Source organism: Tabrizicola sp. (genome assembly GCF_022842145.1).
In the GTDB taxonomy this organism is placed as follows: domain Bacteria; phylum Pseudomonadota; class Alphaproteobacteria; order Rhodobacterales; family Rhodobacteraceae; genus Tabrizicola.
Genome location: NZ_JALHQD010000005.1, coordinates 44,848 through 59,633 on the forward strand (window position 1 = coordinate 44,848; position 14,786 = coordinate 59,633).

Annotated in this window: 12 protein-coding genes; 10 read left to right on the plus strand and 2 right to left on the minus strand. The window is 65.1% G+C overall.

The genetic code is table 11. The features are described 5' to 3' along the window. Positions 1-3: 3 nt before the first annotated feature. Together Q0C42_RS13085 and tssH are read right to left on the minus strand one after the other, a co-directional pair. Positions 4-411 (minus strand): DUF6484 domain-containing protein, encoded by a 408-nt coding sequence (locus tag Q0C42_RS13085; protein WP_295076504.1) that lies wholly within the window; start codon positions 409-411, stop codon positions 4-6. A gap of 11 nt (positions 412-422) precedes the next feature. Next, complete coding sequence (gene tssH / locus Q0C42_RS13090) at positions 423-3,131, minus strand: type VI secretion system ATPase TssH (RefSeq protein WP_295076507.1); 2,709 nt, start codon at positions 3,129-3,131, stop codon at positions 423-425. Between the two features lie 160 nt (positions 3,132-3,291). Between tssH and Q0C42_RS13095 the strand changes: the two genes are divergently transcribed. From Q0C42_RS13095 to tssJ, 10 genes are all read left to right on the plus strand, one after another. Next, positions 3,292-5,394: a serine/threonine-protein kinase gene (locus tag Q0C42_RS13095; protein ID WP_295076510.1), complete on the plus strand. Its 2,103-nt coding sequence runs from the start codon at positions 3,292-3,294 to the stop codon at positions 5,392-5,394. Between the two features lie 72 nt (positions 5,395-5,466). Next, entirely contained in the window at positions 5,467-6,609 is a 1,143-nt protein-coding gene (locus tag Q0C42_RS13100; RefSeq protein ID WP_295076513.1) for a type VI secretion system ImpA family N-terminal domain-containing protein, read from the plus strand. 30 nt (positions 6,610-6,639) lie between these two features. Continuing rightward, the gene (gene tssB, locus Q0C42_RS13105; protein WP_295076516.1) at positions 6,640-7,164 is read left to right on the plus strand and encodes a type VI secretion system contractile sheath small subunit; all 525 of its coding nucleotides are present in this window, start codon (positions 6,640-6,642) and stop codon (positions 7,162-7,164) included. Between the two features lie 3 nt (positions 7,165-7,167). Then, on the plus strand, positions 7,168-8,673 hold the full coding sequence (gene tssC, locus Q0C42_RS13110) for a type VI secretion system contractile sheath large subunit (RefSeq protein ID WP_295076519.1): 1,506 nt from the start codon (positions 7,168-7,170) through the stop codon (positions 8,671-8,673). Between the two features lie 37 nt (positions 8,674-8,710). After that, positions 8,711-9,190 carry a type VI secretion system tube protein Hcp gene (locus tag Q0C42_RS13115; protein WP_295076522.1) on the plus strand — a complete coding sequence of 160 codons (480 nt, stop codon included), beginning with the start codon at positions 8,711-8,713 and terminating at the stop codon, positions 9,188-9,190. A gap of 31 nt (positions 9,191-9,221) precedes the next feature. Beyond that, on the plus strand, positions 9,222-9,938 hold the full coding sequence (tssE, locus tag Q0C42_RS13120; protein WP_295076524.1) for a type VI secretion system baseplate subunit TssE: 717 nt from the start codon (positions 9,222-9,224) through the stop codon (positions 9,936-9,938). Continuing rightward, complete coding sequence (gene tssF, locus Q0C42_RS13125; RefSeq protein ID WP_295076528.1) at positions 9,938-11,803, plus strand: type VI secretion system baseplate subunit TssF; 1,866 nt, start codon at positions 9,938-9,940, stop codon at positions 11,801-11,803. The genes tssE and tssF overlap by 1 nt, the downstream gene beginning before the upstream one ends. Next, complete coding sequence (gene tssG / locus Q0C42_RS13130) at positions 11,767-12,795, plus strand: type VI secretion system baseplate subunit TssG (RefSeq protein WP_295076531.1); 1,029 nt, start codon at positions 11,767-11,769, stop codon at positions 12,793-12,795. Before tssF ends, tssG begins: the two co-directional genes overlap by 37 nt. After that, positions 12,792-14,306, plus strand: coding sequence for a type VI secretion system-associated FHA domain protein TagH (gene tagH / locus Q0C42_RS13135; RefSeq protein WP_295076534.1), 1,515 nt, complete (start codon positions 12,792-12,794; stop codon positions 14,304-14,306). Before tssG ends, tagH begins: the two co-directional genes overlap by 4 nt. Beyond that, positions 14,296-14,754, plus strand: a complete 459-nt coding sequence (gene tssJ / locus Q0C42_RS13140) for a type VI secretion system lipoprotein TssJ (protein WP_295076538.1) — start codon at positions 14,296-14,298, stop codon at positions 14,752-14,754. Before tagH ends, tssJ begins: the two co-directional genes overlap by 11 nt. Positions 14,755-14,786 lie beyond the last annotated feature (32 nt).

Sequence of the window (14,786 nt, forward strand, 5' to 3'; positions counted from 1 at the left end):
GGATCAGTTCAACTGGACTGTGGCCCCCTGCACCCGGTTCGCGCCTTCGGACCGGCTCAGGAGTTGGGTGCCACGGATCGTCACGCGGCCGTCGGAGGTCATGGTGATCGAGGCGGCACCGCAGCGCAGGATCAGTTCCTTTTGCGCCTCGATGACCTGTGCCTCCCCATCGGTGACGACCTTAAGGATCGGGGGCTGGATCAGACCAAGGATCAGGGGCTGGTCGTCCATCATGGTTACAGCCGCCGTCCTGCCGATCGCGTCCTCGCCAATGGGGACAAGCGACTGGGCCAGAAGCTCGGTCTCACCCAGCGCGCCAGGGATCAGGACCCTGGCACGGCCATCGGGGTCGATCGCAATGATCTGGGCCCGGTGGACGCCCTGGAGACCAAGGAAGGGTCCGTCATGCATGGCTGATCTCCCTATTCGAAGGCGTAGGCAAAGCCGGCGTCAGAGCCTGTCACAGTGACGCGAGTCAGTTCGGCCCCTTCCAGCTTGCGGTTCAGGACCTGGCGGGAAAGTTCAGGCAGAAGGGTGTTCGTCAGGATCGCGTCGATCATCCGACCGCCCGACTCGATCTCGGTGCAGCGTGCCTTGATCGTGTCCATCACCCCGTCGCCGATCACCAGTTCCGCCCCGTGCCCCGCCTCCAGCCGCCGGGCGATACCGCGCAGTTTGTGGCCCGCGATGGACTCGATCATCGCGTCGGACAGTGGATAGTAGGGGATGGTGACCACGCGTCCGAGCAGCGCGGCGGGGAACACCTTCAGCAAGGGCGCGCGGAGCGAGCCGGTCAGTTCTTCCAGGTCGGCACCGGACTTGCCGTCCTCGGTCATCGCCATGATCTCTTCCGACCCGACGTTGGAGGTGAGGAGGATGAGAGTATTCTTGAAGTCGATCCGGCGGCCTTCGCTGTCGTCCATCATCCCCTTGTCGAAGACCTGGAAAAAGATCTCGTGCACGTCCGGGTGGGCCTTTTCGACCTCGTCCAGAAGGATCACCGAATACGGTCGCCGCCGGACCGCTTCGGTCAGGATGCCGCCCTTGCCGTAGCCGACGTAACCGGGCGGCGCGCCCTTCAGGGTCGATACGGTGTGCGCCTCCTGGAACTCGGACATGTTGATCGAGATCAGGTTCTGCTCGCCGCCGTACAGGGTTTCCGCGAGCGCCAGCGCGGTCTCGGTCTTGCCGACGCCCGAGGGGCCGCAGAGCATGAACACGCCGATGGGTTTCTCCGGCGCGCCGAGGCCCGCGTAGGAGGTCTGGATGCGGTTGGCGATCATGCCCATAGCGTGGTCCTGGCCGACGACGCGTTCGGACAGCGTCCCCGCAAGTTGAAGGGCGCGTTCGGTCTGGCTGGCAAGCATCCGGCCCATCGGGATGCCGGTCCAGTCCTGGACGATGGCACCAACGGCAAGGCGGTCGACGGCCGGAAGGATGAGGGGCCGTTCTCCTTGAGTATCGGCCAAAGTCGCCATGCGGGCGCGAAGTTTTGTCAGCATCTCTGCCTGGGCTTCTGGCGTCAGCGCCTCTGGCTCGGCTGTCTCCTCGCTGCCCTCGGGCGGAGTCTCGCCCGTCACTCCGGTCTCGTCCACCGGCTGACCCGCGCCCCGCAGGGTGGCGCGTAGCGACAGGACCTCATCGACCAGCACTTTTTCGGCGTCCCAGCGAGACTTGGCCGCCTCCAGTTCGGTAGTTGCTTTAGCGAGGGCCACCTCAACCTCGGCTTTGCGGTCGCCGACGTCGATGCCGATCGCCTCCTCACGGCCGATGATCCCCTGCTCGACCTCCAGCGAGGACAGGCGGCGTTCGATGTCCTCCACCTCGGCCGGGGTTGCGTGTTGGGAAACGGCGACCCGGGCGCAGGCGGTGTCGAGAAGGCTGATCGCCTTGTCCGGCAGCTGGCGCGAGGGAATGTAGCGGTGCGACAGGGCCACGGCGGCCTCGATCGCCTCGTCCAGGATTTCGACCTTGTGGTGTTTCTCCAGCACGCCCGCCACGCCGCGCAACATGCGGACGGCGGCGTCTTCGGAGGGTTCCTCGACCTTCACCACCTGGAATCGGCGGGTCAGGGCAGGATCTTTCTCGATATGTTCCTTGTATTCGGCCCAAGTCGCCGCGGCGACTGTCCGCAGTTCCCCCCGCGCAAGGGCCGGTTTCAGAAGGTTGGCAGCATCGCCCGTCCCTGCCGCACCCCCGGCCCCGATCAGGGTATGGGCTTCGTCGATGAAGAGGATGATCGGTTTCTCCGAGGACTGGACTTCGTCGATCACCTGCTTCAGGCGCTTCTCGAATTCCCCCTTCACCGACGCGCCCGCCTGCATGAGGCCCACGTCAAGCATGTGGAGTTGGACCGCCTTCAGCTGCGGCGGCACGTCGCCACGGGCTAACCGCAAAGCAAAGCCTTCGACCACGGCGGTCTTGCCCACCCCCGCCTCGCCGGTGAGGATCGGGTTGTTCTGGCGCCGGCGCATCAGGATGTCGATGATCTGGCGGATTTCCGGGTCGCGGCCGATCACCGGGTCGATCCTCCCGGCCCGCGCGCGTTCGGTAAGGTTTGTCGCATATTGGTCAAGCGCCGACTTGCCGCCCGGGGCCTGCTTTGCCTTGGGGGCCTCGCCCTCGGGCTTCGCGCCTTCGACGGACTCGGCCAAAAGGTCGCCAAGTTGGCCGGACATCGATGCCGGGTCGACCTTGTCGAACTCCAGGCTGATTTTGAACAGCAGGCCCTCCAGCACCGGGACCTTCAGCGCGCCCAACAGGATGTAGGCCGACCGCACGGTGTCATCGCCGAATTCGAGGCTGCCGAAGGTCCAGCTCTCCTGGATGGCGCGGAAGATGTGGTCGGAGAATTCCTCGACCGACCCCGCGCCGTGGGGCAGCGCGTCCACCGCGCGGGTGATGTCGGCGGCCAGCTTCGAGGCATCGACGCCGGCCGAGGCACAAAGGATCTCGAAATCCGACCGGGCGGATTGCGACAGCGCCTCGATGAAGTGGACAAGTTCAACATAGGGGTTTCCGCGGGCCTTGGCGGCTTGGGCTGCGGCGGAAAATGCCTTTAGACAGACGGGGTTCAGCTTTCCGACCAGCTCCTTGCGCTTGATCGTTTCGGTGCCGCCACGTGGGGCCATAATCCTTCCCCCTCAACCGCTTCTGAATATACTTGCTCATCAGGGCGGAAAGACGCAGGCTTTCCGCAGGGTCACTCTAGTCCGGAAATTTTCGCATGGCGACTGTTTTGGCGGTGCCGGTCTTGAAAACCGGACCCGGGGTGCGGGTAGGGGCCGCGAGATGATCGGCCCCTTGCCCGGAGACATCTTCCGCCAGGGCCAGGTCTTGAACCACACCTACGAAATCGAGGGGGTTCTGGGCCGTGGCGGTACGGGCGAGGTCTACCGGGCGCGCAACCAGATCTCCGGGCGGATCGTCGCGATCAAGGCGCTGAACGCACAGTTTTCCGGGAACGACGACTATATCCAGCTCATGCGCCGCGAAGAGCAGATGCGCGATGTCATCAATGACGCGGTGGTCCGGTATTCCGAGTGCTCGCGGACGGATCAAGGTCACGTCTTCCTGGTGATGGATTTCATCGACGGGCCGTCGATGAGCGACATCATGATGCGCCGCCGGATGGACCCGCGCGAGTTGATGATCATCGCGCACCGGGTGGCCGAGGGGCTGGTGGCGGCCCATGCGTTGGGGATCGTCCACCGGGACCTGTCGCCCGACAACGTTGTCTTGCGCGACGGGGCGGCGGAGAAGGCGACAATCATCGACTTCGGCATCGCCAAGGACACTTCGGCAGGTGCAAAGACCATCGTCGGTAACGAGTTCGCCGGGAAGTATGAGTATGCAGCCCCCGAGCAATTGGAGGGGCGGGCCGAGAAAAGGTCAGACCTTTATGCCCTGGGCGCGACCTTGCTGGCGGCGTTCCGTGGCCAGGTGCCGTTTGGCGGTTCGACGCCCGGCGAGATCATCCGCCGCAAGCAGACGAAGCTGGACACCGACGGCGTGCCGGAGCCATTGAAGGCCCTGGTGGACTGGCTGACGGCCCCTGCCCTTTCTGACCGCGCAGCCAGTGCGGAGGCGGTGGTCGAGCGCCTGAACCATTCGCTGAAGCCTCCCTCGACCCGGGGTCGCCGTGCGCCGCCCGAGCCGGTAGAGGCGCGGAAGGGACGCGGCGGAACCCTCGCGCTGCTTCTGGTTCTGCTTCTGGGGCTGGTCGGGGGTGGGGCCTGGTATGCAGGGCTTATGGACCCCTGGCTGAACCCGATCCCCGTCGCCTCGCCGTACCGGTTGACCGCAAGTTTCGGGCCGGAGGGGGCGCAGCTTTCCGGCAACGCCCCGGATGCCGAGGCGGCCCAGCAGCTGGAGCTTGCCTTCACCGCCGCAACGGGGCGCGCGCCACCCGCCGAAGCCCTCGCGTTGGCCCAAGGCGTGCCGGACGAGCGCTGGGTCGGCAGCCTTGTTGAGCTATTCGCGCTTCTGCAGGGCATTCCCGAATGGCGACTGACAGTGACGGACTCTGCCGTCGACATCGAGGCGGTCACGGCGAACCGGGATCAGACCGAGGCAAAGCGGAAGGCGATCCTGGACTGGGCAGCCCGGACCGAGATGAAGATTGGGTTCACCCCGCGAACCGGTCCGGCCAAGCTGCAGGGCCAGTCGGTTTTGGATGCGCTCGCCCCCTTTGCCGTCTGCGGCCCGCTGAACCCCGACAAGGGCCCGCTGCAGATCTACGATCTGGGCGAGACCATCGCCGTGACGGGAGCGATGGAGTCGGTAGAGGCGCGAGACGCGCTTCTGGCGGCGGTGGAGCCGGCGCTTGGTGACCGAAGCCTCAGGCTGGACGTGACGATCCTGAACAAGGACCTCTGCACTATCCGCAAGGTCCTGCCCCCCGTGAGCGCGGGCGATGCGGTGATCTGGTTCGGCAACGGCGCGACGGGCGAGGTCAACCTGTCCGGAATCTTCCGTGCGGGCGACAACCCGGTGGTCGAGGTCCTGGTCCCGCCCGACCTGACGGGGCTGTCGCTCTGGGTGCTGGTGGTCGACAACACCAACCAGGTCTTCAGCCTGCTTCCGAACGAGAAGGAGGCCGAGCATGACATCCAGGACATTGGCAGCATCGTCGACGGGGTCCGGCGCATCCGCGTCCTGGGCAGCATGGCAGATTTGCAGGCGGGAACCTCTGTCTTCTCGATCGAAGTTGATGCAAGCAATTTCGGCAAATCGGAGATCATCGCGATCCTGTCGAGACGGCCACTTTTCGGCACTCGGCTGCCGGAAACGCTGTCGGTCGGAGGGCTTGCGGACGAGCTTGGGGATGCCCTTGCGAAGGACCCGGAGAACATCGTGTCAATCGCCTCGCGGGTCATCGATGCAAGACCTTGACTTTAGGTCAGGGGGTGCAAGAGTTGATTTGAAGATTTTGTTTCAGCGTAGTGCAGAAGGCTTTGGACCGAGATGGAGCTTGAACCGTTCCTGGTTCCTGTGGCGGATGGCAGCGTCTCAGGATCGGAACTGCGCAACGACCCGCGTTTCCATGCCGTCGAGCGGCTGATGGAGCCTGCCGCCCGAAGTTCCCGGCTGGAGAATGTCAGGGCGGGCGGGACGGGAAGCGCCACTGTCGACTGGGCCGCAATACTGTCGGAAGCCGAGGAGCTGGCCCAGACCGGGCGAGACATCCGGCTTCTGGTGGTCGTGGTCCGGGCACTGGCAAATTCCGAAGGGTTCGACGGGCTGGCGCAGGGCCTGGGGTTGCTGACCATGACGGTCGAGACCCACTGGGACAGCCTGCATCCAGCGCTCCGCGAAAGCCCCTCGTTCAGCGAGGCTGCACGGCGGCGCACCAACGCAATCCTCGACCTGCAGAACCGGGACAACGGGCTTCTCTGCGACCTGGAATTCACCGTGGTCCTGACCCCGCGGGGCCTGGGCGCGGTCACGTTCGGCGATCTTTGCGCCGGTGCGCTTACACGGATGCAGGCGCAAGCAGAATTGCCGCAGGGCCTCGGCGAGAAGGAACTGGCCGAGCTTCTGTCTCGCCACGACGCCCGGGTGAACCGCGTCACCGCCGCCTGCCGCGCCATGGCGATCGAGCGGCCGGACGATCTGACGACCCTGGTCCAGGTGATCGAAGCCGCCCGGTCCGCCCTTTCCGCGCTTGAGGCCGCTCTCACCGCCCGCGTGGGGGAGAACGGCGTCGGCTTCAGGCTACAGGAACTCGACAAGGTCCTGACGCGGGCGCTGGTCCCGCTGGCCGCCGCACAGGGCCAGACGGCGCCTGCCGCACCCACACCGGAGGTGACTGCCATGGCCGAGCCGTCCCTTGCCCCGATGACTAACGGCGCGCAGCCTTCTTCCGCGGGAAGCGGGGGTATCCCCGGTTCGGTGAACTCGCGTCGGGACGTCGAACGCTGTCTCGACATGATCATCGATTTCTACGAACGCACCGAACCCTCCAGCCCGATCCCTCATCTCGCGCGGCGCATGCGGAAGATGGTGCCGATGAACTTTCTGCAGTTGATGGAAGAGATCGCCCCCAGCGGAATGAAGGAATTCAAGAACGTAGCCGGCGTGGACGACAAGAAATCGGCCTCGCAATAGGCCCCGAGAATGTCAGGAAAGGTCTGAACCATGGCAAGTGAAAGCAAGGCAAAGGTGATCGAACGCAACCGCGCCCCGCGGGTGCAGATCGCCTATGACGTCGAACACTACGGCAGCCCGACCACCATCGAACTTCCCTTCGTCATGGGCGTGATGGCCGACCTCGCCGGTAAGTCCGAGACGAAGGAGGCGATGAGGCCAGTCACCGACCGCACCTTCGTCGACGTCGATGCAGGACGCTTCGGCAAGTTCATGGAGGCTCTTGCCCCGCGCGTGAAGGCGCGTGTGCCGAACCGCCTGCCCGCCAAGGATGGCGCCGCAGACGAGGAAATGTTCGTCGACCTGACCTTCAAGCGCATGTCGGATTTCACTCCGGACAAGGTGGCCGAACAAGTCCCGGCGCTTGCTGAGCTCTTGAAGATGCGGCGGCAGCTCGAGGAGCTTCTCGGCTACATGGACGGCAAGGTTAACGCCGAAAAGCGCATCGCGCAGCTTCTGCAGAACGAGCCCCTGCTGATGCAGGTCGCCGAAGAAGCCATGAAGAAGGAGGGCTGAGCGATGGCCGAACAGGAAAAGCAGGCGACCGCCGCAGAGGCTCAGACCATCGACCTGAGCGAATTCAGCGACCTTCTGGAAAAGGACTTCCGGGTCAAGGAAGACGAAAGCCAGAAGCTGCAGAAACTGGTGCAGAACCTGGCTCTTGCGGCCACCGAACGATCAGGCACCGCGACGATCTCGGGCAATGCAGTCAAGTCGATCAAGAACCTAATCGCCGGGATTGACAGCATTCTGACCACCCAGATGAACGAGATCATGCATGCCCCCGAGGTGCGCGAGATCGAGGGCACCTGGCGCGGTCTGCACTACCTGGTGAACAACACCGAGACCGACCAGAAGCTGAAGATCCGGGTGATGAACATCGCCAAGGACCAGTTGGCCGACACGCTGGAGGATTTCGAGGGCCAGATGTGGGACCAGTCCCCCATCTTCAAGAAGCTGTACACCGACGAATACTCCATGTTCGGCGGAGAACCCTACGGCGCGATCATCGGCGCCTACGAGTTCAGCCACCACCCGCGCGACGTCGGCCTCTTGCGGAACATGTCGGGTATCTGCGCTTCCGCCCATGCGCCGTTCATCGCCGCAGCGGCCCCCCAACTGTTCCGGATGCAAAGCTGGCAGGAGCTGCCGAACCCGCAGGACCTGCAGCAGATCGTGTCCTCGCCCGACTATGCCAGCTGGCAATCACTGCGAGAATCCGAGGATGCGCGCTATATCGGGCTGACCATGCCTCGGGTGCTGGCCCGCCTGCCCTACGGCGCCGCGACCATCCCGGTGAAGGGCTTCGCCTTCGAGGAAGAGCTTGATGGCAAGCACGACCATTACGTCTGGATGAACGCAGCCTTTGCCATGGGCGTGAACATCAACCGCAGCCACAAGCTTTACGGCTGGGGCACCCAGATCCGCGGCGTCGAATCCGGCGGCGCAGTGGTGAACCTGCCGGTCCACAGCTTCCCGACCGACGACGGCTCCATCGCGATGAAGTGCCCGACGGAAATCGCCATCGACGACCGGCGCGAAGCGGAACTTGCCAAGCTTGGCTTCATGCCGATCCTGCATCGCAAGAACACCGACATCGCCGCGTTCATCGGGGCGCATTCCCTGCAGGATGATGAAACCCGTGCGGGGCGCCTGGTCGACCCGGATGCCCAGGCCAACGAACGGCTGTCGGCCAACCTGCCCTACCTCTTCCCGGTCAGCCGGTTCGCGCACTACCTGAAGGCCATCGCGCGAGACAAGGTTGGCACCTACAAAGAGCGCGCCGACATGCAGAAATGGCTGTCGGAGTGGATCAATCGCTACGTCCTGGCGAATACCGCCATGGCGGACGACAAGCAAAAGGCGAAACGCCCGCTTGCAAAGGCCGAAGTGCAGGTGGACAGCGTGGAAGGCCGTCCGGGCTATTACAATGCCCGCTTCTACCTGCGTCCGCACTACCAGCTAGAGGGAATCAACGCGAGCCTGAGGCTGGTCTCTGAACTACCGTCTGTGAAGAATGCCTGACCATTTCAACCGCACTCAATCAGTAAAGGACTAGATCATGGCGGTTTCGATTTATGCAAAGTTCCCCAATGGGATCACGGGCGAGGCCAAGCAGGCCGGACACGAGGACGAGGTTGTAATCCTGTCGCTCAGCTGGGGCGTCAGCCGACCGGCCACACTGACCGGCAACAGCCGCCAGACCGGCGTCCCGTCTTTTTCGGACGTGTCGCTTATGAAGGAGACGGACTCGGCTTCCCACGACCTGTTCATGGCCTGCGCGAAGGCAACGGCACTGGACGAAATCGTCATCACCTTTGTCAAGGACGCGGGGGATGAGCATATGGACTATCTTCAGTACACCCTGAAGAATTGCCTGATTTCGTCCTATCAGGTCTCGGGTTCATCGGGCGGCACAACGGCGACGGAATCGGTCTCGATATCGTACACTGAGCTTAAGGCACTTTATAAGAAGCAGGAATCGGACCACAGCGGCTCTAGCGACCACGAGGCCGAATTCGACCTGATGGCCCGCGTCTGAGTGAGGGCCGCCCTTACCAAGGCCGGGTGCAATGGTTGATGCGACGCCGACACCGCAATCCCGGACCGAGGCGGTCCAACCCAGCCTGTGGGACCGCCTCGTTGACGACTTGCCGGGCATCGTCGCGGAAACTGACCGGAAGCGCGCTGATCTGGTAGCCCGGATCGGCGCTGCCAAGGTCGATGCGGTGCTGGCGGGCGGGGCGCGTCAGGTCGAGGCAGACGAAGGCTTTGATGCCGACATCCGGCGGGACCTCCACCAGTTCCTCACCCAGATGGCCCGGCGCGCCTTCCTGGAGGAACGTGGTATAATCGTGAACGCCTCGGTGCTGCGCGAGGCCGTACGGCGCGACATCGAGGCTCTTTTCAACGTTGAACGTTTCGAATCCGGCCTGCAACTGAGCGACCTGGAGCAAGTCGGATATGTTACCCCGCAGGACATCATCGCTGATTTTCCCCATGTCCGCCGGTCGGTGCTGAACTATGGGGTCCCGTCCTTTTCGGGCCGCAGCATCACGGACTTCGATCTTGCGGCTCTTTCCAAGGAGTTGCGCGACGTGATCGCCGTCTTCGAGCCTCGCCTGAGGCGCGACACGATCCGCGTCAAGGTGGCTCAGGGCGACCGCACCGGCATGAAGATCGAGGTCGAAGCGATGCTCATGCTTTCGCCCGTCCCGGAACGGCTACGGCTGTCAACGACGATCGACCTCGACAACGGGCGCGCCACCACGGCGGTGGAGGACGGGTGATGGACCGGAACTTCCTGGCCTATTACGAAGACGAACTCGCGCATATCCGGGAGCTTGCAACCGAGTTTGCAGCGCTTCACCCCACCGTCGCGCGCAACCTGTCGCTTGACGCTGTGCCCTGCCCCGACCCTTACGTCGAGCGCCTTCTGGAAGGCGTGGCCTTCCTTGCCGCCCGGACGCGTCTGAAGGTCGATGCCGAAAGCAGCCGCTATGTCCGCAACCTTCTGGACGAGCTTTACCCCGACCTCATCTGCCCCGCTCCAGCGATGACCATGGCGGTCCTGCATCCAGGGCCCCAAGTACAGACCATGCTAGACGGCCACCTGGTCGCACGCGGCACCCGGTCGGTTGCAGCCTATCGCGAGGGTATCGCCACCCGCGCCACCTACACCACTGCGCAGGACGTGACCCTCTGGCCTGTCGCGCTGGGTAAGGTGGACTACCTGCAGGACAAAGGCGCGATGAATGCGGCAGGCCTTGACCGTCCCGAGGCGGAGGCAGCGATACGGTTCACCCTTGCAAGTGTCGGTCCCGGCTCGCTGGCCGAACTCAGTCTCGACCGCCTTGACCTCTGGTTCGTGGGCGGCTCTCGCGGCGGCGCGATCTTCGACGCAGTCTTCGGCCACGGAGCCGCTGCCGTCGCCCGCGCCCCGAAGGGCATGCCGCAGACCCTTACAGGTCCCTCCCTCGTCGGCATCACCGACCGAGAGGGCCTGTTGCCCCGCGTCCGCCCGTCGTTCGAAGGCTATCGGCTGATGCGGGAATACTTCCTGATGCCGGACCGCTTCCACTACCTGCGACTTGACGGGATCAACCCAGCGCTGCGGACCTGCGCCACTGGCCCCTGCGAGGTGGTGGTCTACCTCGACGCCGCGCGGCCCGAACTTTCCGACATCGGCGCCAAGGACTTCCGCTTGTTCGCGACCCCGCTGGTCAATCTTTTCGAGAAAGAGTGCAACGTGATCGAGATCGACGGCCGTTCCGCCGCCCATGTCGTCCACGCCGACCGCACCCGCCCACGCGATTTCGAAATCTACCGCCTGACCAATGTCGAGGACGCCGACAGCGACGGCCCGGATGCCCGGGTGGAGCCGCTCTATTCCGTCGGCCAGCACCGCGGCTCGGGCCTCGTTTATACCACAGAACGCCGTCCCCGCCGTCCGGGCGAGGACGAGATCCGACGCGGCAATACGCGGACCACCTATGCCGGCGACGATCTCTTCCTCTCGATCGCGCGCCCGGCCGACGTGACCGTGACCAAGGCGATCCGGCGCCTCGACATCCGCGCGCTTTGCACCAACCGAGATCTGCCGATCCTGGATGACAGCCCGAAGCTTTCCCTGGAAACCGGCGACCCTGTCGGCCGGATCGAACTAATCGCGCCCTTCTGCCGGCCGCGTGCTTCGGTCGCCTCGGCACTGCCGAACGTGGTCTCGGGCGGAGAAAGCCAGCTGGACGATCTCGCCTGGCGGCTGGTGGCGCAGCTCTCGCTCAACCACCTTTCGCTCGCCGAACCGGGACAGGAAGCCGGACCCCTGCGCGCCATGCTCGACCTCTACGCCGGGCGCGGTGATCCCGCGATGGCCCGCCACGCAAGATCGATCACCCAGGTCCGCTCGCGTCAGGTTGTCGAACGCCTGGGCATCCCTGGCCCAATCTGCTTTGGCCATGGCGTCGAGGTCACGCTTGACGTGGACGAAAACACCCTGGCGGGAGGCTCCACACTCCTCCTCTCCGCGCTGCTGAACCAGCTCTTCGCCCGCCACGCCGCGATCAATTCCTTCGTGCGCACGAAAACCCATCTCATGCAAAGACAGGAGGACGTGTCGTGGCCGATGACGCCGGGCAACCGCGCCCTGATCTGACCGGGGATGTGCCTTCACCCGAAACGATGAGCTTCTTCGAGCTTCTGCGTCGGCTCGAACGCGACGAGATGCGCTTTGGCCGGTCGGGCGGGCCATCGAAGGAACCCGCCCGCCTGGGCCAGCGCGCCCGGTTGACTTTCGGCACCCGCGATGTCGCGGGCTTCCACCCCGGCAGCCCACCCAAGGTGGATGTAGAGGTCATTGGGCTTCTCGGCCCCGAAGGTGCGCTGCCGTTGCACCTGACCCGCTGGGTCATGGGCCGCTTGTCGGACCGCTGGTTCACCGAAGGCAGCGATGCGGCCTCGGACACCACGTTCCTCGATTTCTGCAACCTCCTGCAGCATCGGATGATGGCGCTTTACTGGCGCGGCTGGGCCGATGCCCGGCCCGAGGTTCAGATCGAACACGGTCCTGCGGGCCGCGTGCAAGCCGTGGTCGAGGCGCTGGCTGGCGTCGCCCTTCCGGGAACCAGACCAAAGGCCCCCGATGCCCGGACCAGCCTGAAGATGCGCCACGCAACCGCGATTGGCCGCCAAGTCCATGGCGTCGAACGCCTGACCGCTTACCTGTCCGACGTGCTGGAAGCTCCGGTGTCTCTTGTCGAGTTCCTTGGCACCTGGACCGAGATCCCGCCCCGGCTGCAATCCCGCCTCGGCCAGCAGCATGCCAGGCTTGGCCGGTCCGCCGTGGTCGGCGCCCGCAGCTTCCAGCGCCAGACCCTGGTAGAACTCCGCGTTGGACCTTTGTCTCTGGCCCGCTTCACCGGCTTTCTCGCCGACGTCAAACTCATCTCCCGTCTCCGCCATGCAATCCGCCACGCGATGGGCCGCGAAATGGAGTTCAACCTGCGCCTCATCCTTGCCAAGGAGGACATCCCGGACACCCGTCTGGGCCACAGCCAGCTCGGCCGCACCGCTTGGCTCGCCCCGAAACGTCAGGAGGATGCCGACGACCTCCGCCTTTACCACATCGCGCAGGTGGAGGCCGCATGACCCTCCGCCTGACTATTGAACACAGCCCCCACCCCCAGGACCTCCGCGAGATGCGGCACCCGGGCGGCGAATTCTCGATCGGTCGCGGGGCCGAATGCTCCTGGCAGATCAACGACCCTGACATGTATGTCTCGCGCAAGCATTGCGTGATCACCGGCGAGGCCGGGCAGTTCATCGTCACCGACGCAAGCCGCGGCGGCCTGTTCATTGACGGCAAGGACCAGCCCCTCGGCCCGGGCAACGCAGTCCGGCTGGAATCCGGGATGCGCCTGCGTCTCGGCGATACGGTGATACGGGTGGAACTCGAGGCCGCTGCACCCGTCGCTACGCCTCGAACGCAAGGCCCGACGCGGCGCCAGATGACGCATGACGATTTCTTCTCATCCCCCGTCACGCCGCCGTCGCCCGTATCGCGCCCGCAGGGCCTGCCGCAGCCCTTCGACACCGGCCCCACGGATGCCCGCCGCCGTGACACGACGCCGTATCGCCCCGCGCCGCCCCCCCTTTTCGACGATCCCTTCACGCTTGACCGCTCCGTCGCGGCCCGCCCTACAGGCAGCGTGCCCGAACCGATCGCGCCGCGTAAGGACGACTTCGGCTTCGGCTCCTTTTTTGACGAGCCCGCAAAGCCCCGCACGCCCGATCCGCCGCCCGTTGAGCCCGTCACAGCCCCTGCGGCAGACGACTGGTGGTCCATTCCACCCCCCGTCGCCGCACCGGAACCTCCTTCGCCCGCCCCCGCACCAACCGGCCCCGCGTCGCCCGCCCCCGCATCGCCCGTGCCGGAACCGCTCCAACTGGTCCCGGACGCGCCCGTCGCCGCGTCAGTCGCAGCCCACAGCGTACCCCCCGTCGTCGACGAGGAGAACCGCACCCGCCAGCGCGGTGAACCGGCGCCACCCCCGGCGGCGCAGACCATCGCCTCCGACGCAGCACTGCGCGATGCCTTCTTCCGCGGCCTGGGGCTGGACCCATCCGCCACACCAGACGCCGAGGCCGAGATGGAGGCCTTGGGCCAGCGCTTCCGTCTGCTCGTCGAGGGTCTGATGCTCATGCTCCGAACCCGGGCGAAGGAAAAGCAGAACGCCCGGGTCGCGCAGACGGTGATCAGCAACACCGATGTCAACCCGCTCAAGTTCCTTGCCACCACCAATGAGGCCATCGCCGCCCTCGTCTCCCCGAAGGGCCCCGGCTACCTTGACCCCGAAACCGCGATCAACGGCGCTTTTCGCGATCTCGCTGACCACCAGGTCCGCTCCTGGGTCGCCATTCAGTCCGCGCTCAGGCGGATGATCGACCGCTTCGATCCCGCGTCGGTGGAAACGGACCTGGAAGACCTGGGGATGCTGGAAAGCCTTCTTTCGGGCGGGCGGAACGCCAAGCTCTGGAAGGCCTATACCGACCGTTACAAGGACATTGCCCGCGCCGCCGAGGACCGGTTCCTCGGCGAAGTGGGCGCCGATTTCCGCGACGCATACGAAGGCAACAGGGAGAAGACCAATGACCCATGAGTTTCCACGCCGTGCCTTTTTGATCGGCGGCAGCGCCGTCCTTCTCGTGGCCTGCGCCCCCGCCGGCCCCGGATCGGTGACCATCGTCGCGCAAGGGGCAGCGGGCATGAATCCAGGCCCCGATGGTGCCGACCGCCCGCTGATCCTGCAAGTCCTGCAACTGCGGGGCGCGGGGGCATTCGACGGTGCAGATTTCTTCGGCCTCCAGAAAGCTTCCGCCACTCTTGGCGGCGATCTCGTCAAGGCCGACGCCATCACGCTTGCCCCCGGCGGCAAAGCCACCAAGACCGTGGCACTCGAGGCCACGACCGCCCTCATCGCGGTCGTCGCCGGCTACAGGGACCCGGCGGGAAAGCAATTCCGTGCCAAGTCCTCGGTCTCGCCGACCGATGCGGTCACCTTCGCGCTTGACGTGACCGCCGGCGGGATCAAGCTGACCCCGATGTGATCCCTCGCCAGTGTGCGGAACAGGACGAAAGA